At 66.0% G+C, this 20,405-nt stretch carries 20 protein-coding genes; 10 read left to right on the top strand and 10 right to left on the bottom strand.

Going from position 1 to position 20,405, the window contains the following annotated elements; all coding sequences use genetic code 11:
• Positions 1-28: 28 nt before the first annotated feature.
• On the bottom strand, positions 29-229 hold the full coding sequence (locus V8U06_RS11940; RefSeq protein WP_427140790.1) for a hypothetical protein: 201 nt from the start codon (positions 227-229) through the stop codon (positions 29-31).
• 21 nt (positions 230-250) lie between these two features.
• Between V8U06_RS11940 and V8U06_RS11935 the strand changes: the two genes are divergently transcribed.
• The 3 genes from V8U06_RS11935 to V8U06_RS11925 all read left to right on the top strand — a co-directional run bounded on the left by V8U06_RS11935 (position 251) and on the right by V8U06_RS11925 (position 3,946).
• The gene (locus V8U06_RS11935; protein WP_427140789.1) at positions 251-1,948 is read left to right on the top strand and encodes a response regulator; all 1,698 of its coding nucleotides are present in this window, start codon (positions 251-253) and stop codon (positions 1,946-1,948) included.
• A 195-nt stretch (positions 1,949-2,143) separates the two neighbouring features.
• Positions 2,144-3,499 (top strand): putative bifunctional diguanylate cyclase/phosphodiesterase, encoded by a 1,356-nt coding sequence (locus tag V8U06_RS11930; protein WP_226920180.1) that lies wholly within the window; start codon positions 2,144-2,146, stop codon positions 3,497-3,499.
• Between the two features lie 111 nt (positions 3,500-3,610).
• Positions 3,611-3,946: a PilZ domain-containing protein gene (locus V8U06_RS11925; protein WP_427140788.1), complete on the top strand. Its 336-nt coding sequence runs from the start codon at positions 3,611-3,613 to the stop codon at positions 3,944-3,946.
• A 50-nt stretch (positions 3,947-3,996) separates the two neighbouring features.
• Here V8U06_RS11925 and V8U06_RS11920 read toward each other — a convergent pair whose 3' ends face one another.
• On the bottom strand, positions 3,997-5,130 hold the full coding sequence (locus tag V8U06_RS11920; protein ID WP_427140787.1) for a CaiB/BaiF CoA transferase family protein: 1,134 nt from the start codon (positions 5,128-5,130) through the stop codon (positions 3,997-3,999).
• Positions 5,131-5,216: 86 nt separating this feature from the next.
• Complete coding sequence (locus tag V8U06_RS11915) at positions 5,217-5,918, bottom strand: GntR family transcriptional regulator (protein ID WP_226920177.1); 702 nt, start codon at positions 5,916-5,918, stop codon at positions 5,217-5,219.
• Between the two features lie 207 nt (positions 5,919-6,125).
• On the opposite strand from V8U06_RS11915, the gene V8U06_RS11910 reads away from it, so the two are divergent.
• The 3 genes from V8U06_RS11910 to V8U06_RS11900 are packed head-to-tail and all read left to right on the top strand — an operon-like array spanning position 6,126 to position 9,033.
• Entirely contained in the window at positions 6,126-6,920 is a 795-nt protein-coding gene (locus V8U06_RS11910; RefSeq protein ID WP_427140786.1) for an enoyl-CoA hydratase-related protein, read from the top strand.
• Positions 6,921-6,925: 5 nt separating this feature from the next.
• The gene (locus V8U06_RS11905; protein ID WP_427140785.1) at positions 6,926-7,861 is read left to right on the top strand and encodes a hydroxymethylglutaryl-CoA lyase; all 936 of its coding nucleotides are present in this window, start codon (positions 6,926-6,928) and stop codon (positions 7,859-7,861) included.
• Positions 7,858-9,033 carry an acyl-CoA dehydrogenase family protein gene (locus tag V8U06_RS11900; protein ID WP_427140784.1) on the top strand — a complete coding sequence of 392 codons (1,176 nt, stop codon included), beginning with the start codon at positions 7,858-7,860 and terminating at the stop codon, positions 9,031-9,033. Before V8U06_RS11905 ends, V8U06_RS11900 begins: the two co-directional genes overlap by 4 nt.
• 75 nt (positions 9,034-9,108) lie before the next feature.
• Here the strand turns inward: V8U06_RS11900 and V8U06_RS11895 are convergent, their stop codons facing one another.
• Positions 9,109-10,116: a dimethylarginine dimethylaminohydrolase family protein gene (locus V8U06_RS11895; protein WP_427140783.1), complete on the bottom strand. Its 1,008-nt coding sequence runs from the start codon at positions 10,114-10,116 to the stop codon at positions 9,109-9,111.
• Positions 10,117-10,233: 117 nt separating this feature from the next.
• On the opposite strand from V8U06_RS11895, the gene V8U06_RS11890 reads away from it, so the two are divergent.
• Positions 10,234-11,484, top strand: a complete 1,251-nt coding sequence (locus V8U06_RS11890; RefSeq protein ID WP_427140782.1) for a pyridoxal phosphate-dependent decarboxylase family protein — start codon at positions 10,234-10,236, stop codon at positions 11,482-11,484.
• 158 nt (positions 11,485-11,642) lie between these two features.
• Here the strand turns inward: V8U06_RS11890 and V8U06_RS11885 are convergent, their stop codons facing one another.
• Positions 11,643-12,569, bottom strand: a complete 927-nt coding sequence (locus V8U06_RS11885; protein ID WP_427140781.1) for a LysR substrate-binding domain-containing protein — start codon at positions 12,567-12,569, stop codon at positions 11,643-11,645.
• A gap of 88 nt (positions 12,570-12,657) precedes the next feature.
• Between V8U06_RS11885 and V8U06_RS11880 the strand changes: the two genes are divergently transcribed.
• Positions 12,658-14,199 (top strand): trimethylamine methyltransferase family protein, encoded by a 1,542-nt coding sequence (locus V8U06_RS11880; protein ID WP_427140780.1) that lies wholly within the window; start codon positions 12,658-12,660, stop codon positions 14,197-14,199.
• A gap of 111 nt (positions 14,200-14,310) precedes the next feature.
• Here V8U06_RS11880 and V8U06_RS11875 read toward each other — a convergent pair whose 3' ends face one another.
• The 5 genes from V8U06_RS11875 to V8U06_RS11855 all read right to left on the bottom strand — a co-directional run bounded on the left by V8U06_RS11875 (position 14,311) and on the right by V8U06_RS11855 (position 18,453).
• On the bottom strand, positions 14,311-15,024 hold the full coding sequence (locus tag V8U06_RS11875) for a PRC-barrel domain-containing protein (protein WP_427140779.1): 714 nt from the start codon (positions 15,022-15,024) through the stop codon (positions 14,311-14,313).
• A gap of 204 nt (positions 15,025-15,228) precedes the next feature.
• Positions 15,229-16,113: an SMP-30/gluconolactonase/LRE family protein gene (locus tag V8U06_RS11870; protein WP_427140778.1), complete on the bottom strand. Its 885-nt coding sequence runs from the start codon at positions 16,111-16,113 to the stop codon at positions 15,229-15,231.
• The gene (locus V8U06_RS11865) at positions 16,110-16,748 is read right to left on the bottom strand and encodes a 2-dehydro-3-deoxy-6-phosphogalactonate aldolase (protein WP_427140777.1); all 639 of its coding nucleotides are present in this window, start codon (positions 16,746-16,748) and stop codon (positions 16,110-16,112) included. The genes V8U06_RS11870 and V8U06_RS11865 overlap by 4 nt, the downstream gene beginning before the upstream one ends.
• 14 nt (positions 16,749-16,762) lie before the next feature.
• The gene (locus V8U06_RS11860) at positions 16,763-17,692 is read right to left on the bottom strand and encodes a 2-dehydro-3-deoxygalactonokinase (protein ID WP_427140776.1); all 930 of its coding nucleotides are present in this window, start codon (positions 17,690-17,692) and stop codon (positions 16,763-16,765) included.
• Positions 17,692-18,453, bottom strand: coding sequence for an SDR family NAD(P)-dependent oxidoreductase (locus V8U06_RS11855; protein ID WP_427140775.1), 762 nt, complete (start codon positions 18,451-18,453; stop codon positions 17,692-17,694). The genes V8U06_RS11860 and V8U06_RS11855 overlap by 1 nt, the downstream gene beginning before the upstream one ends.
• A 105-nt stretch (positions 18,454-18,558) precedes the next feature.
• Here V8U06_RS11855 and V8U06_RS11850 point away from each other — a divergent pair, with 105 nt between their 5' ends.
• Both V8U06_RS11850 and V8U06_RS11845 read left to right on the top strand, forming a co-directional pair.
• Positions 18,559-19,347, top strand: a complete 789-nt coding sequence (locus V8U06_RS11850) for an IclR family transcriptional regulator (protein WP_427140774.1) — start codon at positions 18,559-18,561, stop codon at positions 19,345-19,347.
• Positions 19,348-19,610: 263 nt separating this feature from the next.
• Positions 19,611-20,348, top strand: a complete 738-nt coding sequence (locus V8U06_RS11845) for a helix-turn-helix transcriptional regulator (protein WP_427140773.1) — start codon at positions 19,611-19,613, stop codon at positions 20,346-20,348.
• Positions 20,349-20,405: the final 57 nt, after the last annotated feature.

The raw sequence follows: 20,405 nt of genomic DNA, 5'->3' as shown, positions 1-20,405 counted from the left end.
CCTCTGCGTATCGGCCACCCGAAATCGTTTAATCAGGCTTTAATAAAATGCTGCGAACGTGCCGTTGAGCTTGTATGAGCACAAGCCGGCCGGGTTCCCGGCGGACGATTTCAGCGTCGCTGGCCGCTGACATTTCCCAGAACGTCCAGGGCGCATCGACGCCGATCAGCATGTTTTCGGGAATGCCAGACAGGCGAGGACTGCCATTATGAATGATGTAGCGTCGCAAGACGCGCACATCCGGCTGGGAATGTTCGAGGCCGCGTGCGATATCCTCGCCGCAGCGGTGATCGTCTACGACAAGAACGACTGCCTCGTCTTCGCCAGCCGCCAGGTTCTGCGCTACTTTCCCATTCCCGCCGAAACGCTGAAGCCCGGCACGCGCCTGCGCGACGTCATGGGCGCGATCTTCGACAGCGGCGTGCGCTACGGCATCGCGCCGGAGCAGCGCAGCAGGGCCATCAACCGCGAAGAGTGGATTTCCAACCGCATTTCCGCCCATTGGCGCGAACAGTACGATGCCGTCGAGCGCCTCGGGCGCGACCGCTGGATTCATTTCCGCAAGCGCCGCCTGCCCAACGGCTACAACGTCACCACGCTGGTCGACGTCTCCGACCAGAAGAAGCAGGAAGAGCAGTGGCGCTCGGACCTCGAGCGCATCGCGCTGACCGAGGAAATCCTCGAGACGCTGCCCTCGCCGATGGTCATCAAGGACCGCAACCTCACCTATATCGCCGTCAACCGCGCCTTCTGCGGCATCTACGACACCAATGCCGACAGCATTCTCGGCCGCACCATCTGGGCGCTGGCCGATGCCGAAAGCGCCGGCCGCATCGAGGCGAGCGACCGGGCGGTGCTGGAGACGGGCGAGCCCTACATGCTCGCCGAACATCTCATCCGCGCCGACGGCTCCGATCTCTACGTCATCACCCGCAAGTACCGCATCGGCGCCCCCGGCCACCACGCCATCGTGACGATCATGGAGGACGTGACGGCATTTGCGGCGGGCGAACGGGCCATCGACGGCGCGGAGGACGCGCTGATGCGCGTGCCGGGCGGTTTCGTCGAGGCGCAGAACTGCTTCGATCCGGTGCGCGACGCCGAGCGCCGCCTGCTGCTGGACCAGCTCAATCCCGACGACCTGAAGAGCGTTTCCGGCAGGAAGGTGCTCGTCGCCACCGCCAACATGCGCATCGAGGACCTCCTCGTCGGCGAGTTCAAGGCGCGCGGCGCGGATTGCTGCGCCGTCTCCAGCGTGCACGAACACGAAGCCTTCCTCGCCCTTGCGAGACAGCATGGGCTTGCCGTCGACCTTATCGTCGTCGACGACAACCTGCCGGGTCACGGCGCTATCGTCGCCGGGGACCATGGCATCGCCACGCGGCTGGTTGCGCCCGACGGCATCGGCTCGGACTTCATGCGCGCCCTCGTCGAGGAGCACGAGCTTCTGTCGGAAAACGGATCGCCGCTCGGCGATATCGTCACGCCCGTCTCCTTCTCCGACGACTGGTACATCGCCACGGACATTTCCACCATGCTGCCGGCCGCCGTCGGCGACGTCGAGGTGCTGGTCGCCGAGGACAACCAGATCAACCAGTTCGTCTTCTCGCAGATCCTCGAAGGCATGGGCATTTCCCATCGCATCGCCGAGAACGGCGAAGAGGCGGTGATGCTGTGGCGCAAGCACCAGCCGCGCCTCGTGCTGATGGATATTTCCATGCCCGTGATGAACGGCATCGACGCGGCGATGGAAATCCGCGAGGCCGAGAAGCTGACGGGCACCCACACGCCCATCGTCGCCGTCACCGCCCAGGCGCTCAATGTCGACATGCAGAACTGCATGGACGCCGGCATGGACGACTACATCACCAAGCCGGTCAGCCCCGACATGATCGAGGTCATCTACCGGCGTTACGCCGGTCGGCCGCCGGAAAAGTCCGTCGCCTGAGACGATCCGGCAAAGTGCCCCCACGCCTTGCATCCGCAAGCGTGGAAAGCTTCAGGTTGAAAGCATGCGGTCAACTCCCCAGATTTGGGGAGGCAAGAGGGAAGGACTGACGATCGCTTGCTATATTTTTGTTAACGGTCATGCCTCATCGTGGAGCGGTCGTCGGAGGTCGGGTGCAAGTACGGGAAATCATTGATGAAGTCTGCTGACCATGCGGCGCTGGATGTTTCCCAGACTGACCTCCATGCCATGGCCTATACCGACCCGCTCACCGGGCTCGGCAATCTCTATCGCCTGCGCGACAAGGTGCGCCAGATCGCCCAGGAGCGCGAGGAAGATCCCGCGCCCTTCGCCATCGGCATCGCCAATCTTGATGGCTTCAAGCCGATCAACGATCTCTTCGGTCCGCGCGCCGGCGACGAGATCCTCTGCCAGGTCGCCCACCGCCTGAAAGCCTGCATTCCCGACGGCGCCACCGTCACCCGCCATGGCGGCGACGAATTCGCCTTCGTGCTGCCGCTGGTCTTCGAGCGCAAGGGCGCGGAGAAGATCGGCCAGATGCTGCGCGAGGTGCTGTCCGCTCCCTTCGATCTCGGCGACCGCAATGTGCGCCTCTCCGCCTCCTTCGGCTTTGCCATCTACCCCTTCGCCGGCGAGGACTTCACCGAACTCCTCAAGAGCGCCGACACCGCGCTCTACCGGTCCAAGCGCCGCGGGCGCGGGCAGATCACCGTCTATTCGCAGGAAATCGCCCAGGAGATGAAGCGCGCGACGCAGCTCGAACAGGCGCTGCGCAATGCCATCATCGCCAATGAGGTGGATGTGCATTTCCAGCCGATCGTCAGCCTGCGCGACGACACGGTCGTCGGCTTCGAGGCGCTGGCCCGCTGGTGCGATGCCGATCTCGGTTATGTCTCTCCGGCCGTCTTCGTGCCGCTGGCCGAAGAGCGCGGCTTCATCGACGCGCTTTCCGACACGCTGTTGCGCAAGGCGGCGGAAGCGGCGCTTTCCTGGCCGAAGGAACTCTTCCTCTCCTTCAACCTTTCCTCCGCCCAGCTGATGGACCCCAAGACGGCGTTCAACACGCTGGCGATCCTCAACCGCGTCGGGCTCGATCCGCGCCGGCTGGAACTGGAGATCACCGAAACCGCCGTCATGACGGACGCCGACACGGCGCAGAAGATCGTCGGCGAGTTGCGGGCGGCGGGCGTGCGCATTTCGCTCGACGATTTCGGCACCGGCCAGTCGAGCCTCGGGCGCCTGCGCGACTTCACCTTCGACAAGGTGAAGATCGACCGCGCCTTCGTCTCGCGCATTTCCAACGACAAGGCCTCCGAGCACATCATCAAGGCCATCGTCGCCATGTGCGAGGGCCTGGACCTTGCCGTCGTCGCCGAGGGCATCGAGGATTTCTCCGAGGCGCTGAAGCTCAAGGCGCTCGGCTGCGGCATGGGGCAGGGCTATTTCTACGGCAAGCCGGCGGACGCCGTCGCCACCATGCGTTTCCTTGCCGATCGCTATGTCAGTGTCGAAGGCCGCGCCGCCTCCTGATCCGTCCCTGAATAGGCCAGTTCGCTAAACTTGCAGCGATTGGTTTAGCGGGGTGGAAAGCCATCCGCGTTATGGTCGTTCTCAAGATCAATTCGTGTGGGGGAACCACGGATGACGACCATCAAGGATACGCCCGTCCGGGCGGCAGATCGTTCCAATGTCCGCATATTCGCCGATATCAGGGTCATGCACCAGGCATGCCGGGGGCGCGTGGTGGATCTGTCGCCGACCGGCATGGCGCTTGATCTGGAAAAGCCGATCCAGGCCATGCCCGGCCAGCTCGTGACCATCGAAAGCGAAGAACTCGGCCGTCTCAGCGGCACGATCCGCTGGCTCCGCAACGGCCGCCTCGGCATCGAGTACAAACTGTCGACCAATGCGCTGGCGCAGATCAATTCCTATTTCCGCTTCTTCCACGAGGAAGTGCGCCCGGTGCTGCGCCGCTAGATCATTCCCAGCCGAAGCGGGGACGCTTCGGCCGCGGACCTGAGCGTGTGTCACGGGAACAGGCCGAAAGCGGCGTTGAACTCCCCCATCGCCGGCGCCGCCGTGCGGGGCGACGGACGGATGCTGTCGAAGGAGAGGGGGAGGCCGATCGTGCCCGTGTTGCCCCCATCCGGTTCCTGAACGATGCCGAGTGCGATGGTTTGCGGGTCGGTGACGGCGCGGCCGATATCTCGGAGGGGCGCATTTGGCACGCCGGCTGCGTCGAGGGCGATGTTCCAGTGGTCCGCCGAGCGCCCGCCGAGCACGGCGGAGAGGGCGGCGACGAGCGTCTCTCGTTGTTCCACCCGCATGCGGTTGGTCGGGAAGCGGTCCGTCAGGTCGGGGCGCTCCAGGGCGGCGCAGAGCTTGGCGAACAGGCGGTCGTTGCCCGCGGCGATCATGATGTCGTCGGTCGCCGTCGAAAAGACCTGATAGGGCACGATCTGGCCCGCGCCGGAGCCATGCCGCTTCGGGACCGTCCCCGCGGCGAGATAGGCGGCGGCGGGCAGGGACATCCAGCTGAGGGCCGTTTCGAAGAGCGATGTGTCGACGATGCCGCCGATCCCGGTTGCCGCGCGCTCGTTCAGCGCGGCGAGGATGCCCACCGCCGACCACAGGCCCGCGCCGATATCGATCAGGGAGACGCCGACCCGCACGGGTGGGCGGCCTTCTTCACCCGTCACGCCCATCAAGCCGGAAAAAGCCTGCATCAGGGGATCGTAGCCCGGTTTGTGTCGCAACGGACCTTTTGCGCCGAAAGCGGAGAGATTGCAGTAGATCAGGCCCGGCTTGGCGGCCGTCATGGTCTGGCCGTCGAGCCCGAAGGCTTCGGTGCTGCCGGGTTTCAGGTTCTGGATGACGACATCGGCGTCGTTCTCGATGAAAGCGCGCAGCGCCCGGCGTGCGTCTTCGTCGCGCAGGTCGAGCGCAAGGCCACGCTTGCCGTTGTTGAGCGCGTGGAAGGTGACGGCCACGTCGTCGATGAAGGGGGGACCCCAGTCCCGCGTCGGGTCGCCGCCAGCGGGGTTTTCGACCTTGACGACGGTCGCGCCGAGGCCGGCCAGGATCTTCCCGCAGAAGGGGGCGGCAACGTTGTGGCCGAGTTCGACGACGGTGATGCCGGCAAGCGGCGAGGCGCTGGTCATGGGAACTCCGAAAATTGGGCGCAGGACGACGGCGCCGGCCCGAAGGGGCCAGCGTGGATCATTGCTGCGATGACGATAGAGGCGGGTTAGCGGATGGGGCGTATCCTGGGCCGGTTCTCCAGGGCGTCGCCGATGAGGTCGAGCACCATGTCCCGCGTGCGGCCGAGTGCGGCGTTGATCGCGGCGCTCGCCGCCGCCTGGTTCCGCGCCGAGAGAGCCTCGACCAGCGCGCGGCGCTCCGACGATATGGAGAAGCCGACGGGGCGCTGGCGGGCGAGCAGGCCGAGGATCACGCTGCTGCGCACCCAGAGGGATTCGAGAAGCGCCGAGAGGATGGGGCGTCTGGCGGCGGCATAGACGCTGAAGAAGAAGGTTCTGCTCCTGTCGAGGAAGGCGGCATGGTCGCTGCCGGCCTCCAGCGCATCGAGCTCATCGGCCAGCGCGACGAGTGCGGTCAGTTCCGTGTCTGTGGCTTCCGTGACGGCGGCGGCGACCGCCATGCCGTCCAGAACGAGGCGGATATCGTAGAGTTCGACCAGAAAGGCGCGGGTGATGTGCGGCACCATGGCGGCGCGGGTGCGCGGGTCGAGCTCGAGCGCGTTTTGCGCGACGAGCCGGCCGAGCGCCTCCCGTACCGGGGTGGCGCTGATGCCGAGTTCGCTGGCGATGGCCCGTGTCGTCAGACCCTGACCCGGCTGGAAGGCTCCGCCCGTGAGCGCATCGAGTATGCGGTCATAGGCCGCCCCGTTCAGGGTTTCGTGCGGCTGGGTTCTGTCCTGTGTGTTCACGCTGATCTCCTCTGGTGCTTTCTGTTATAACGATATGACGCAACATTTCAAGCCGGCACAGGGTATGGCGTATTAACGCATTGAAAATAGAGAGAAATCACGACCGCTCTACGGCCGTTCCCTCTAGTTGACAGTCACATCGTAGTGTTATAACAATTAGAAATAACGAAAGACTGTTTCCGCCCATGGCGGGAGGGGAGGGCAACCTTGCATCATCTGGAAACGCTTCTGGTGGAAACCCCGCGGCCGGGCGTGACGCTTGTCACGCTCAACCGGCCGCAGGCGGCCAATGCGATGAACACGCAGATGGTGCGGGAGCTGTCGCACCTCTTTCACGGCTTGGCGCGCGACGAGCATGAACGCCCGCGCTGCGTGGTGCTGACCGGCGCGGGGGAGCGCTTCTTCTGTGCCGGCGGCGACCTCAAGGAGCGCAACGGCATGACGGATGGGCAATGGCGCGCGCAGCATGCGCTGGCCGAGGAGATGGTGCGCCACCTCCATGATGTTCCGATGCCGGTCCTCGCCGCGATCAACGGCAGCGCCTATGGCGGGGGTTGCGAACTGGCGCTCAACGCGGACTTTGCCTATGCGGCCGAGGGCGCGCGTTTCTGCCTGCCGGAAACGCGCATCGGCATCATGCCCGGCACCGGCGGCACCCAGGCGCTTCTGCGGGCGGCTGGCACGCGACGGGCGAAGGAGCTCATCTTTTCCGCCTCCGAATTCTCCGCTGCGGAAGCGGAGCGCTGGGCCGTCGTCAATGCGGTGAGGCCCGCGCCGGACCTGCTGCCCTTCGCGCTCGACCGGGCTGCCGCCATCGCGGCCAATGCGCCGCTTGCGGTGGTGCAGGCCAAGAAGGCCATGCGGCACGGGGCGGAGATGGACTATCGCACCGGGCTCTATTTCGAGGTGGAAGCCTACAATCATCTCGTCGGCACGCGGGACCGCCGCGAAGGCGTCCTGGCGTTCAACGAGCGCCGCCCGCCCGTCTTTACGGGGGAGTGACGGCCATGGTCGATGTCACCGTCCGCGAAGTCGGGCTGCGCGAGGGCCTGCAGATCTTGCCCGATATCGTGCCCACCCACCGCAAGACCGAATGGATCGCCCGGCTTGCCGCATCGGGTTTGCGGGAGATCGAGGTCACGTCGCTCGTTCCGCCGAAATACCTGCCGCAATTCGCCGATGCCGGCGAGGTGGTCGCGGCGGCGCGGGCCATCGACGGGCTCGAAGTGTCGGTGCTGGTGCCCAATCTTGCGGGCGCCCGCCGTGCACTGGAACTCGGCGTCTCCCACATGACCTTCATCGCTTCGGCCTCCGAGGCGTTCAGCGCGGCCAATCTGCGCTGCACGCGGGAAGAGAGCCTTCAGGCCTTCCGCGATCTGCTCGCCCTGGTGCGGCAGGCGCCCGGGCCGCAGCCGAAGGTCGCCGCCGGTATTTCCGCCGCCTTCGGCTGTGCGCTGTCCGGCCGTGTCGAGAGGGCGGATGTGCTGATGATGGCCGATGCCATGCTGGAGGCGGGGGCGGACGAGATCATCCTTGCCGATACGATCGGCGCCGCCAATCCGGCGCAGGTTCGCGCGCTCATGGCTGCCGTCGTGAGCCGCGCCGGCACGGCCGCCGTCACGCTGCACCTGCATGACACGCTGGGCTTTGGCCTTGCCAATGCGGTGGCGGCGCTCGATGCCGGCGTGAGGCGCTTCGACGCTTCGGTCGGCGGTGTCGGCGGCTGCCCCCATTCCCCTGGTTCGACGGGGAACATCGCCAGCGAGGATCTGGTGCTGATGCTGGAAGCCATGGGGCTTTCCACCGGCGTCGATCTCGACGGCCTGCTCGCTGTCGTCGACGACATCGAGCAGAGTCTGCCTGAGGCCGGCTGCCGGCGTCCCATCCGGCGGCCGGACCTCATGGCATTGCAATTTCCTTCAAGAGAGAAAGCCGCACGATGACGACAGACCTGGCCATGCCGCTCGACGAAAACCACGACGACCTCCGGGATGCCGTCCGCGCCATCTGCGCGAAGTATCCCGCCAGATACTGGCGCGATCTGGAGGACGTGCACGGCTATCCCACCGATTTCATCAACGAGCTTGCCGAAGCCGGTTTCCTTGCCTGTCTCATTCCGGAGGAATATGGCGGTTCGGGCCTGCCGCTGAGGGCTGCCGCCGTGATCCTCGAGACGATCAACGAATCCGGCTGCTCGGCCTCGCAGGGCCACGCCCAGATGTACATCATGGGCACGCTGCTGCGGCATGGGTCTGAGGAACAGAAGCGGCGCTATCTGCCCGATATCGCGGCCGGCCGGTTGCGGTTGCAGGCTTTCGGCGTGACGGAGCCGACGACGGGATCGGACACGACGCAGATCAAGACCCGCGCGGTCCGCACGGCGGACGGCTATGTCATCAACGGCCAGAAGGTCTGGACGTCGCGCGCGCTGCATTCCGATCTCATGCTGCTGCTTGCACGCACGACGCCCGTGCAGGAATGCGCGACGCGCGATGCGGGGCTTTCCGTCTTCCTCATCGACATGCGCAACCAGCCCGAGGGCGCGCTGGATATCCGCCCGCTCGATGCCATGATCAACCACAACACGACGGAGGTGTTCTTCAACGACCTCCATGTGCCGGCCGATGCGCTGATCGGCGAGGAGGGCAAGGGGTTCCGCTATATCCTCGACAGCCTCAATGCCGAGCGGATCCTCGTGGCCTCGGAGGCCATCGGCGACGGGCGTTTCTTCCTGAAACGGGCCGTGCACTATGCCAACGAGCGCAAGGTCTTCGGCCGCAGCATCGGCAAGAACCAGGGCATCCAGTTTCCGCTGGCGCGCAGCTATGTGGAGCTTGAAGCCGCCGATGTGCTGGCTCGCCAGGCGGCCGCGCTGTTTGCCGCCGGCCGGCCCTGCGGTTCGCAGGCCAATGCCGCCAAGCTCCTTGCATCGGAGGCCTGCTGGCGCGCGGCGGAGGCGGCCATGCAGACGCTCGGCGGCTTCAGCTATGCGCGGGAATACGATGTCGAACGGAAATGGCGGGAATGCCGCGTCTATCAGATCGCCCCCGTTTCGACCAACCTGATCCTGGCCTATTTCGCCAACAAGGTTCTCGGGCTCGAAAAGTCTTATTGACGGAGCCCGTTGCGAAGGAAGGGGGCGGCCGGTGCCCCGGCCGCCCCCTTCCACTTTTCTGGAGATGATGACCGCTCAGGTGCGGCGCAGCGGATGGTGGGAGCAGCGCAGGCCGCCGCCGAACATGGCGGGCGCGTCATAGGGAACGGTGATGACCTCCGTGCCGCGTTTCGACAGTTCCTCGGCCAGTCGCTGGTGCGTGGCATCCATGACATAGGTCTGCGTGTCCAGGATGAGGCCGTTGCAGCCGAGCCGTTTGGCCTCGTCGATGGAGACTTCAATGACGTCCCAGCCGGCAAGGGAGGCGGGCAGACCGTCCGGCAGGGCGTCGAGGCAGGCGAGGGCAAGACCCGGCCGGGGCAGGCTGAGCACGCAGTCGAGATGGATGAAGCCCTTGCTGACCGCGACGGTCTCGACCGCATGGCCGTTGCCGAGCAGGCGTTGCAGCCACGCCGCGCCGAGGGCGGAGGAGGCATGACCCGAAAGGCCGACATAGACGTGCCGGCCGTTGAGCAGGACATCGCCGCCTTCGAGGAAGGGGCCGTCACCCCAGCCTGCCTCCATGGGAATGGGCATCGGCTCGGGCATCGCGACGAACAGGGCGCCAGCCTCGGCGGCGCGGCGCTGCAGCGTCTCGCGCAGGGTGAATTTCTGGCGGCGGCGGAACGGGTAGCGCATTGCCAATTCGATGATCCGGTCGCCGATGACGACGATGGGGTCGCGCATGAAGATCAGCGAACCGCCCGGCTGGCCGTTGCCGGGGTAAAGCTGTTCGGCCTCGGTGAGGGGGCGGGGCCGGTGTACGATGAGGCCGCGGGCTTGCAGCAGCGCGGCAAGGCCTTCGACCTGCGTGGCGATGCGCGCGGCCAGCGCCGGGGCGAAATCGACCAGCAGCTTGCCCTGGCCGCTGGTCATGAATTCGGGGCCGAGCTGGTTCAGTTCGTCGATCTCGCTGGCCATTTCGGCCGTCAGCACCGGCAGCGTCAATCCGTCCGGCCGCCCGACGACGACCTCCGTCAGCGCTCCGAATTCGTGCTCGACCCAAATCGCCCCGGCGGTGGCGGGTGTGTTCTGCGTGATCAAGTTCTGCCTCCCACGGCTTTTGCCTTGCATTGAATAACGTAGTGTTATAACGCTCTTCTATTCCGGTCAAGGACCGCGCGGCGGAAGCCACCGACAGGACATTTAAGGAGCGAACAGATGCCGTATCCCCATTCGATTCCGCCCCGTGGCAAGCCGGCCGACGATGTTCTGGCCGACCTCGACGCATTCCAGGCGCGTGAGCCGGACTACATCCGCGGCGCCATGAGTGCCCATGCCATGCGCGGCGGCGAGGATGTTCAGGCCGTCAGCCGCGCCGCCTATCTGCGCTACTTCTCCTACAATGCGCTCGTCCGGCGCTATTTTCCGGGCTTCCTCGATCTGGAGGCCGCGGTGACGGGTGCGGTCGCGGCCCTGGTGAGCGGCGGCGCTGAGGGTATCGTCACCAATCTCACCTCCGGCGGTACGGAGAGCAATTTCTGCGCCATGCATGCCGCGCGCGAATGGGCGAAGGTGCATCGGCCGGGCGTCACCGCACCCGAGATCGTCGCGCCCTATACGGCCCATGCGACCCTTTCCAAGGCCTGTCACTATCTCGGCCTGAAGCTGGTGCGAACGCCGCTCGGGCCGGACTACCGCGCCGATGTCGCGGCGATGGCCGCGGCGGTAGGCCCGAACACGATCGGTTTTGCCGTCTCGGCCCCGCAATGGCCGCATGGCCTCTACGATCCGGTCGTCGATGTCGGCAGGCTGGCGGTCGAAACGGGCCTGTGGCTGCATGTCGACGCCTGCGTCGGCGGCTTCATCGCGCCCTTCGTCGAGCGTGCGGGTCATGCGGTGCCGGCCTGGGACTTCCGCGTGGACGGCGTCAGCTCGATCTCCGCCGACGCGCACAAATACGGTTATGCGGCAAAGCCGCTCTCGACCATTTCCTGGCGTTCCGCCGAACGTCAGGCGTTCAACCACGTCTTTCCCGACGACTGGCCGTGCGGTCCCTATATGGCGCCGGCCTTTTCCGGCTCGCGGCCGGCCGGCTCCACGGCGTCCGCCTGGAGCCTCTTCCAGTATCTCGGCGAAGAGGGTTACACCGCGCTCGCGGCAAAGGCGATGGACACCAAGAAACGCTTCATCGAGGGCATCGCCGCCATCGACGGGCTGGAGCCCTGGGAAACGGACCTGACCATCCTCGTCTTCGGCTCGCGCAACGTGCCCGTGCAGAAGATCGTCGCCGGCATGGCTGCGCGCAACTGGCCGATGGGCGGCACGCTGGAACCGCCGCTCGTCCATCTCGTCGTCGATGCCATGGCCGCCGAGGCCGTCGACGCGTTTCTGCAGGACCTGCGCGAAACCGTCGCCCGCCTCGAAGCCGGTGAGGCCATGGCCTGCGGCACGCTCTCTTACGTGGATTAGAGTTTGTCAGGGAAAAGTGGGAACCGGTTTTCCCGGAAAGGCAAACGAAAACAAAAGAATTGAGAGCATGTCTGGTTCAATCTGAACCTGACATTCTCTAGAGGCGTATGGGAACGGGAGAGGGGGTGGCCGGGCGAGGGGAGTCCGAAGGTCGCCCCTCAGGCCGCGCCATTGCGGCTCAATCGCCCTTCCTCTACCAGCCAGTCGCGCACGCGCCGCGCCGGGCCGTTGAGCTCGCGCGAGCGCGGCCAGACGACGTAGAAGGCCTCGTCGAGTTCGAGGGCATGGCCGCCGACGGGAACGAGCGTTCCCGAGCGCACCTGCCCCTCTATGAGGTGGCGCCAGCCGAGCGCCACGCCTTCGCCCGCCAGCACCGCCTGGATGACCAGGACGTAATCGTTGATCGCGAGCCGGCGCGCCTGCGCGGGATAGCGTACGCCTGCGCTGGCGAACCATTCCGGCCAGTCGCAGGCCGCGCGCACCGGTTCTTCCAGATGGATCAGCGGCAGTTTCAGCAGTTCCTCGGGCGTCTTCGGATGGCCGCGGCTTTCCAGGAAGGCGGGACTCGCCACCGCGGTGATGACCTCGGGCGCGAGCAGCGCGGCGTGGTAGCGCGGCCATTTGGCCGGATCGCCGCCACGGATGGCGAGCGGGATCGGCTCTTCGTCGAGATCGAGGTCGCGCACGCTGGTCTGGATGCGAAGGTCGATGTCCGGCAGGTCGGCGCGCAGCTTGGCAAGGCGCGGCAGCATCCACATGGAGGCGAAGGCGGTGGAGGCGGCGAGCGTCACATTTGCCTCGCGGCCCTTGGCGCGAATGTCCTCCGCCGATTTCTGGATGCGCGACAGGCCGAGCGTCACGTCGGCATGGAAGCGCTCGCCGGCATCGGTGAGTTCGACGGCGCGGTGGACGCGGTGAAAGAGCGCGACGCCGAGCTGTTCCTCCAGATTGCGCACCGCATAGGAGACGGCCGCCTGCGTCATGCCGAGCTCGGTGGCCGCGCGGGTGAAATTCTGGTGTCGCCCGGCGGCCTCGAAGATGATGAGGCTTGAGGCGGAGGGGAGCAGGCGGCGCAGGGTTTCCATAAATCGAGCTTATAGTGTCGAATAAATTTTTCCAGCGTTACAGCGGTCTTTTTCGCGCCTAGCCTCATCGTGAATTATGGAGGCGAAGATGGGTGAAGCAGCGACGGTGGACGCGCCGGCACGGCGGGGCAGGGGCACAAGGCGCGACAGCGCGGCAAAGCCGCTCGGCGTGCCCTATATCCAGCGCGGCATCCCGACCTATGACGTGCTCTCGGAGGAGAACCTCCAGAAGGTCGAGCGCGCCGCCGACCGCATCCTTGCCGAAGTCGGCATCGAGTTTCGCGACGACCCGGTCGCCCTCGACCACTGGAAGCGCGCGGGCGCAAAGGTGGAAGGGCTGCTGGTGCGCTTCGAGCCCGGCATGCTGCGCGAGATCGTCGCTTCCGCCCCGGCCGAGTTCACGCAACATGCGCGCAACCCCGCCAACAACGTGCAGATCGGCGGGAACAACGTCGTCTTCTCGCCGGCCTACGGGTCGCCCTTCGTGATGGATCTCGACAAGGGCCGGCGCTACGGCACGCTGGAGGACTTCCGCAACTTCATCAAGCTTGCCCAGGCGAGCCCCTGGCTGCACCATTCCGGCGGCACGATCTGCGAGCCGGTGGATATCCCGGTCAACAAGCGCCATCTCGACATGGTCTACAGCCATATCAAATATTCCGACCGCGCCTTCATGGGCTCGATCACGGCGGAAGAGCGCGCCGAGGATTCCATCGACATGGCGCGCATCCTGTTCGGCGCCGATTTCGTCGACCGGAACTGCGTCATTCTCGGCAATGTCAACGTCAACTCGCCGCTCGTCTGGGACGGCACGATGACGAAGTCGCTGCGCGCCTACGCCCGCGCCAACCAGGCCGCCGTCATCGTTCCCTTCATCCTCGGCGGGGCCATGGGGCCGGTCACGAATGCCGGCGCCATCGCCCAGTCCTTCGCCGAAACGCTGGCCGGCTGTGCGCTGACGCAGCTCGAACGGAAGGGCGCGCCGGTCATTTTCGGCAATTTCCTCTCCTCCATGTCGCTGCGGTCCGGCTCGCCCACCTTCGGCACGCCGGAGCCGGCCATCGGCTCCATGGTCGTCGGCCAGCTTGCACGGCGGCTGAAACTGCCGCTGCGCTGCGCCGGCAACTTCTCCAATTCCAAGCTGCCGGACGGGCAGGCCATGCAGGAAGGGCTGATGTCCATGCTGTCGGCCGTGCATTGCGGCGCGAACTTCATCCTGCATTCCGCCGGTTTCCTCGACGGTCTGCTCTCCATGTCCTACGAGAAGTTCGTCATGGACGCCGACCTCTGCGGCGCGCTGCATTCCTATCTCGCCGGCGTGACGGTCGACGACAACACGCTCGCCATGGATGCCTTCCTGCAGGTCGGCCCCGGCAGCCACTTCCTCGGCTGCGATCACACCATGCGCAATTACCAGACAGCCTTCTGGGATTCGACGCTGTCCGACAACGAGCCCTTCGAGAAATGGAGCGAGGAGGGCGGCTCGACGGACATGGCGACGCGCGCCAACCGCCAGTGGAAGAAGACGCTCGCCGAATACGAGGCGCCGCCGCTGGACGCCGCCATCGACGATGCGCTTCGCGACTACATGGACCGGAAGAAAGCCGCGATGGCCGATGCCTGGTATTGAGCCTTGAACGGCAGCGCCGCTTCGGCCTGAAGCGCTCTCCCATCGGCGCATGAAAAAGCCCGGCGGCGCAGGGGAACGCCACCGGGCTGGAGGTCAGGGGAACCCGCCGGGTTATTCGGCCGGCTGGGTCGTGGTCGGGGCCGTTTCCGTGGTCGTGGTCGTCGACGAGGTCGTCGAGTTGTCCACCGGAGTATTGGCCTGACGTTCCGCGACCTGCTGCGCCCTTGTCTTGAATTCCGGCGCTGCCTGCAGGCTTTCTGCGGTTTCCGTCGTCGTCAGCTTGACGTCATCGGAATCGGGAACCTGCGTGATCGCGATCTTCTCGAACGGTACGGCGACCCACTTCTCGCCGATGCCCAGGAAGCCGCCGACACCGATGATGGCTGCGGTGATGCCGCCATCCTTCTCCATGATCAGGTCGGAGATCTTGCCGATGCTTTCATCGGCGCTGTTGTAGACCGCCTGACCGATATAGGTGTTGGCGCTGATCTGTTCTTCCGACTGGGCCGTCAGATAGTCGCCGCCAGCGGCCGGAGCCTGTGCGGTATCTTCGCTCGGCGTTGCCGGGGTCTGGGCGGTATCCGTATCCGTGCTGGTGGCCGGCGTCTGGGCCGTGTCCTCGGTCGGCGTCGTGGCCGGGTTTGCGGCCGTATCGTCAGGGGTCGTGCCCGTGGCTGCGTCACCGGTCATGCCCGGCTGCTGTTCCATGGTCTGGGTCTGGCCGGCCGCCGGCTGGTTGGTGTCCTGTGCATATGCTGCCGGAGCCAGAGCCGCGCCCAGGAAAAGTGCACCAGCGGCAACGGAAGTAAGAAGTTTCTTGGTCATGGTAAATCTGCCTTTCGTCTCGTTGGTATCAAGGCGCGGCGGCGGTTTTGGAAAGTGCCCGTCCGCACCGGCTGATGGACAAGGAACGAGGTCGTCAGGGTTTGGTTCCGATGAAAATTGCCTTCTTTTTCGTCGCAGCCATGCAAAAAGAAACGGCCACCACGCTCAGGATGGCCGTTTCCCGTCCGAAACTGCGGGCGGACGTCAGAGGGTGAAGGTCGGTTCGAAGCGGCCCTTCACCGCGATGCCGAGCTCGAAGGTCTGGCCTGCCAAGGGATCGGCGCGGCGCGCCGCACCGTCCATGTCCGCCCAGGCGGAGGTGACCAGCAGCCGGTCGGCCTTTTCGCCGATGAAAGCGGGGCAGGTCGTCTGCAGCGCCGGCACGTGATGGTGCGCGACCTTCGTGCCGTCGGGTGTGTAGACGTCGATCCCGTTGCCGCCCCAGCGCGCATTCCAGATCAGCCCTTCGGCATCGCAGACCGAGCCGTCCACGTCTCCCGGCGTTCCGCTCTGGTCGCTGAGGCCTTCCGGCTCGCCGGTCGGAAGCCCGGTCTTTGCATCGAGCGCCACGCGCATCAGCCGGTTGACGGCCGAATCGACGAAGTAGCCGGTGCCGCCGTCCGGCGAGAAGCAGATGCTGTTCGCGATGGTGATGTTGGAGAAGAGCTTCGTCACCACCGTGCCGGCGACGTGGTAGATCGCGCCGGAGTGCTTTTCGGCGCTGCGCCCCATCGTGCTCGCCCACAGCGCGCCGCAAGGGTGCACGCGCCCGTCGTTGGAGCGGTTGACGGCCTTGTCCTCGAGCGTGAGGAAGGGCGTCAGCCGGCCGTCCGCCACGGTGCGGAGGAAAAGGCCCTGGTCGGAAACGATGAGCTGGCGCGCCGCGTCGACGACCGCGAGCACACTGCCGAGGAAGGGCAGGTCGTGCACGGCCTTCGTCCTGGTGGCGAGGTGCAGTTCGTGCAGTTTCTGGCCCTTGATGTCGAACCAGAAGGCCTTGCCGCTCGCCGGGTCATAGGTCGCCCCTTCGCCGAGCTGGCAGGCGGCCTCGCAGAGCACGCGGCCGGTAAAGGCGTGGGTCTCGCTCATCGGCCGGCTCCATAGACGGCGTCATAGGTCTCGATCGTCGCCCTGGCGCGGGCGCGCGCCTCGCTGCCGTCCATGCCCGGCTTGTAGAGGCTGGAGCCGAGGCCGAAGCTGCGGATGCCGATGGCGGCATAGTCGGCGAAGTTCTTGTCCGACACGCCGCCGACGGCGGCGATTTCCAGTTCGGCCGGCAGCACGGCGCGGATCGCCTGGATGCCGGACGGGCCGAGCACGCTGGCCGGGAAGAACTTGAGGCCCGTCGCGCCGGCGCGGGCGGCGGCAAGCGCCTCCGTGGGCGTGAAGACGCCCGGCATCGTCACCATGCCCTTGGCGGCGGCGGTGGAGATGACCTCAGGCTCGACATTGGGGCTCACCATCAGTCGCCCGCCGACATCGGCGAGGCGGTTGACGTCGGCGACGGTCAGCACGGTGCCGGCGCCGATCAGGCATCCCTCGGGCGCCATCTTCACGGCGATCTCGATGGACTTGAAGGGCTCCGGCGAGTTCAGCGGGATCTCGATGGCGGTGAAGCCCGTCTCGATCAGTGCGCCGACGACATCCTCGGTTTCGGCCGGCTTCAGGCCGCGCAGGATGGCGATGAGGGGATATTTCATGGCGGGGAAGGGGATGCGGCTCATGTTCTTCGACTTTCTCAGAGGGACCAGAGCGCCTTGGCGCCCGCGGCAAGGCCGTTGCGCACGGCGGTATCGGCATCGATGAGGGTGGGGGCAAGGCCGGCGGCGGCGAGCGCGGCCTCGTAAAGCGCGCCGAGCCCGCCCGACACCACGAGCGCGACGGGCGTTCCATCGGCGACGAGCGACAGCGCGCCCGCGATTTCCAGCCCGATCAGCGTGCCGGAAAGGCGCGCCTTGGCATCGTCGGGTGAAAGGCCGGCGATGAGGGAGCCGGCACGCACGGAAAAGAGCTGGCTGGTCGCCAGCGCCGGCGTCTCGACCATGCGGGCCACGGCGGCGCGGAAGGCGGCATTCTCGCCGGAGATCGCGCCGGCCTCGGCGATGGCATGGCTGAGGATCGTGTTGCGGGCGATGGCCTCGAACAGTTCGCCGGTCATGAAGGTGGAGAAGCCGGTGACCCTGCCGCCGGAAAGACGCACCCATTTGCTGTGCGTGCCGGGCATGCAGACGAGATGGTCGCCCGTGCCAAGCGCGTTGGCCGCGCCGAGAAGCTGCGTTTCCTCGCCGCGCATGACGTCGGGCGTCACGGCGTCGCGCTGGGCAAGGCCGGGCAGGATGCGGATATCGGCCGCAACGCCGGGAATGCGCACGGCGGCGGCGGGAATGTCGGCAAGGGCAGCGGGCGTATCGAGATAGCCGGCCTCGATCCAGCCCTGCTTGGCGCCCGCCATGCCGCAGATGAGCACCGGCAGGTCCGCGGGCGCCGAGACGGCGGCGAGGTGAGCGTTCAGCACCTCGGCAAAGCCGGTGCGGGCGGCCGTCGTCATGCCGTCGCCGCTGCGGCGCTCGGCAATGACGCTGCCATCGCGGCCGATGAGCCAGAGGCGGAAACTGGAGGTTCCCCAGTCGACCGCGACATAGGCGGGTTCCAGGGCGGGAGTGGTCATCAGAGCATGCCTCCATCGACGATGAGCGTTTGGGCGGTGATGGCGGCGGAGGCCTCCGACGCCAGGAAAAGGCAGGGGCCGACCATGTCGTCGGCAAGCAGCGGGCGCTTCAGGCATTGCCGGGCGATGCCGGCGGCCATGTCCGCCTCATCGATCCACAGGCGCTTCTGCCGCTCGGTCAGCACCATGCCGGGCAGGATGGCGTTGACGCGGATGCCATCCGGACCGAGCTTGCCGGCGAGCGATTTGGTCAGGCCGATAATGCCGGCCTTGGCGGTGGCATAGGCGGGAAGCTCGCCCATGTTGAGCAGGAAGGCGATGGAGGAGAAATTGACGATCGCCCCGCCGCCCGCCTTCTTCATATGGTGCGCGGCGGCCTGGGCGGCGAAGAAATGATGGCGCAGGTTCACCGCCTGGTTCTCGTCCCAGTCGTCGGGCTCGACGGTATCGAGTTCCTGTCGGTCGTCGCGGGCGGCATTGTTGACGAGCACGCGAAGGCCGCCAAGCGCAGTCGCGGCATCTTCGACGGCCGCGCGCAGGGCCGCGATGTCGCGAAGGTCGACATGGATATAGTGCGGCAGGTGGGCGACCTTGCCTTCGAGTTCTAAGACGAGCGCGCGGCTTTCCACCTCGGCGATGTCGAGAAAGGCGACCCGTGCGCCCTCGGCCGCGAAGCCGGCGACCAGCGCCGCGCCGATGCCCGAGCCGCCGCCGGTGACGAGAACGCCCTGTCCTGCGAGGTCCGGGTAGCGGCCCGCCATCCGTGCTCTCCTGAGAAGAAGTTCCATTATTTGGAACTAAGTTTGACTATTTGGAATTATTTCGCTATCGTGCAATGCTGTCAAGGTGGAATGGGGAGCTTAGCCATGGCGCGCGAGCGGGAAGACGACGGCGGCACCGGCACGCTGGGCAAGGCCATGACCGTGCTGGAAACGGTGGCGCTCTCCGAACGGCCCCTGCGCTTTACCGATGTGCTTGCCGTCAGCGGCCAGCCGCGCGGCACGCTGCACCGCCAGCTTTCCCATCTGGTGCAGGAGGGGCTGCTGGAGCTGAGGCCCGATCATGCCTATGTGCCGGGCCTGCGCCTCCTCAAGCTCGCCTCCACCAGCTGGGCGCGCAACGATTTCCGTGCCGTCGCCGCGCCCTTTCTGGAGGCGCTGCACCGGGAAACCGGTGAGACGGTGCATCTCGGCGTGCTGCGCGGGCGCGAGATCATCTATCTCGACAAGGTGGAGAGCCGGCAGGCGGTGCGCATGAACTCGCAGATCGGCAATGCCTCGCCCGCCTATTGCACGGGTGTCGGTAAGGCGGCGCTTTCCGTGCTCGATGCGGCCGCACTGGATGCGGCGCTCGCCGGCCTGGAGTTCCGCCGCTATACGCCGCAGACGCTTGCCGGCCGCGCCGCGCTTTTCACCGAACTGGCAGAGATTCGCGAAAGCGGCATCGCCTTCGACCGGGAGGAGCACGAAACGGGCATCCGCTGTGTCGCCGCGCCGGTTTTCGATGCCGGCCGCGCGCTGGTGGCGGGCGTTTCCGTCACCGGGCCGGCCTATCGGGTCAGCGAGGCGCAGCTTCAGGAATGGGCGCCGCGCGTGCTTGAAGCGGCCCGCGCCATCATGGGCGAGCTGGCTGCAAAGCTCGGCCCGCAACGGTAAGTCGATTTATGAGGTATCAAGTGGTCGCAGAGTTGTCTTATCGCCCTATTTTACGGTAAATTAGAAAATCGCGCTGGACGTGGATTGGGGGCGCCATTAGCTTCCCTCACGACCAGCCTCTGCGTTGCGTCGCTCACCGCGATCTTGAGGCGCGGTTCTCGAAAATACTTGCATTGGGATACGGGGGTTCCTGAGGCAAGCAAGTGAAATGTACGGGCAGGGTCTGCCCCTGCATTCGCGTGCGTTGCTGAAGGAAGATGGACATGGCGGATCGATTCCATACGACATCTGCACACTTCCAGAACCGCTGGGGCTCGGGTCTCTCGGCTCTGGGGTCGGAGGAAAGCGTCGCCGAAAAGCTCGACCTGATCGTCAAGCGTTACGGCCTTCGCGGCTACCTGCTGATCAACGTTCCCTCCGAGACGTCGACCGATTTCTCTTCCAACGTTCTGCTGACGTCCTGGCCGGACGAGATGCTGAAGACCTACGACCATGCCGGTCTGATCTTCGGCAGCCCGGTCATCGAGCGGCTGCGCCAGAGCACCAACCCCTTCACCTACGACGCGGACCGCACGAACCGCCGCCGCGCCGATGGCAAGGCGGCGATTGCGGCGAGCCTCTTCGACAGGCACGGCCTGTCGCGCGGGGCCTATTTCCCGGCGCACAATTCCGCGGGCCTGCGCGGTGCGCTCGCCTTCGGCGGCACGCGTGAGGCGTTCAATTCGCAGGAAATGGCCGAACTCAACGCACTGGCCAACGCCATCTTCACCGAGGTCGTGGATTTGCGCGCCGGCCGCCGGCAGAACGTTTCGCTGTCGCGCCGCGAGATCGAGTGCCTTTCCTGGGCCTCGGCCGGCAAGACCAGCGTCGAAATGTCCGAAATTCTCGGTCTCTCGGAATATACGGTCAATCATTACCTGAACCGTGCGACGCGCAAGCTCGATGCGGTCAACCGGGTTCAAGCGGTCGCCAAGGCGATCCGCGCCGGACTTTTGAACTGATGCATAATAATAATAACCCTTGCGACTCTCTGGAATGCGTGCGGTCCCGCTCCAATT

The organism is Shinella sp. G-2 (assembly GCF_050172695.1).
Classification (GTDB): Bacteria; Pseudomonadota; Alphaproteobacteria; order Rhizobiales; family Rhizobiaceae; genus Shinella.
Note: the sequence above shows the minus strand (reverse complement) of the source record. Positions and strands in the feature narration are given on the sequence as shown.

Excerpts from the sequence above, each read along its gene's own strand:
- V8U06_RS11935 (WP_427140789.1), top strand. The coding sequence starts at position 251 with ATGTTCGAGGCCGCGTGCGATATCCTCGCCGCAGCGGTGATCGTCTAC.
- V8U06_RS11930 (WP_226920180.1), top strand. The coding sequence starts at position 2,144 with ATGAAGTCTGCTGACCATGCGGCGCTGGATGTTTCCCAGACTGACCTC.
- V8U06_RS11925 (WP_427140788.1), top strand. The coding sequence starts at position 3,611 with ATGACGACCATCAAGGATACGCCCGTCCGGGCGGCAGATCGTTCCAAT.
- V8U06_RS11920 (WP_427140787.1), bottom strand. The coding sequence starts at position 5,130 with ATGACCAGCGCCTCGCCGCTTGCCGGCATCACCGTCGTCGAACTCGGC.
- V8U06_RS11905 (WP_427140785.1), top strand. The coding sequence starts at position 6,926 with ATGGTCGATGTCACCGTCCGCGAAGTCGGGCTGCGCGAGGGCCTGCAG.
- V8U06_RS11900 (WP_427140784.1), top strand. The coding sequence starts at position 7,858 with ATGACGACAGACCTGGCCATGCCGCTCGACGAAAACCACGACGACCTC.
- V8U06_RS11890 (WP_427140782.1), top strand. The coding sequence starts at position 10,234 with ATGCCGTATCCCCATTCGATTCCGCCCCGTGGCAAGCCGGCCGACGAT.
- V8U06_RS11885 (WP_427140781.1), bottom strand. The coding sequence starts at position 12,569 with ATGGAAACCCTGCGCCGCCTGCTCCCCTCCGCCTCAAGCCTCATCATC.
- V8U06_RS11880 (WP_427140780.1), top strand. The coding sequence starts at position 12,658 with ATGGGTGAAGCAGCGACGGTGGACGCGCCGGCACGGCGGGGCAGGGGC.
- V8U06_RS11875 (WP_427140779.1), bottom strand. The coding sequence starts at position 15,024 with ATGACCAAGAAACTTCTTACTTCCGTTGCCGCTGGTGCACTTTTCCTG.
- V8U06_RS11870 (WP_427140778.1), bottom strand. The coding sequence starts at position 16,113 with ATGAGCGAGACCCACGCCTTTACCGGCCGCGTGCTCTGCGAGGCCGCC.
- V8U06_RS11865 (WP_427140777.1), bottom strand. The coding sequence starts at position 16,748 with ATGAGCCGCATCCCCTTCCCCGCCATGAAATATCCCCTCATCGCCATC.
- V8U06_RS11860 (WP_427140776.1), bottom strand. The coding sequence starts at position 17,692 with ATGACCACTCCCGCCCTGGAACCCGCCTATGTCGCGGTCGACTGGGGA.
- V8U06_RS11855 (WP_427140775.1), bottom strand. The coding sequence starts at position 18,453 with ATGGCGGGCCGCTACCCGGACCTCGCAGGACAGGGCGTTCTCGTCACC.
- V8U06_RS11850 (WP_427140774.1), top strand. The coding sequence starts at position 18,559 with ATGGCGCGCGAGCGGGAAGACGACGGCGGCACCGGCACGCTGGGCAAG.
- V8U06_RS11845 (WP_427140773.1), top strand. The coding sequence starts at position 19,611 with ATGGCGGATCGATTCCATACGACATCTGCACACTTCCAGAACCGCTGG.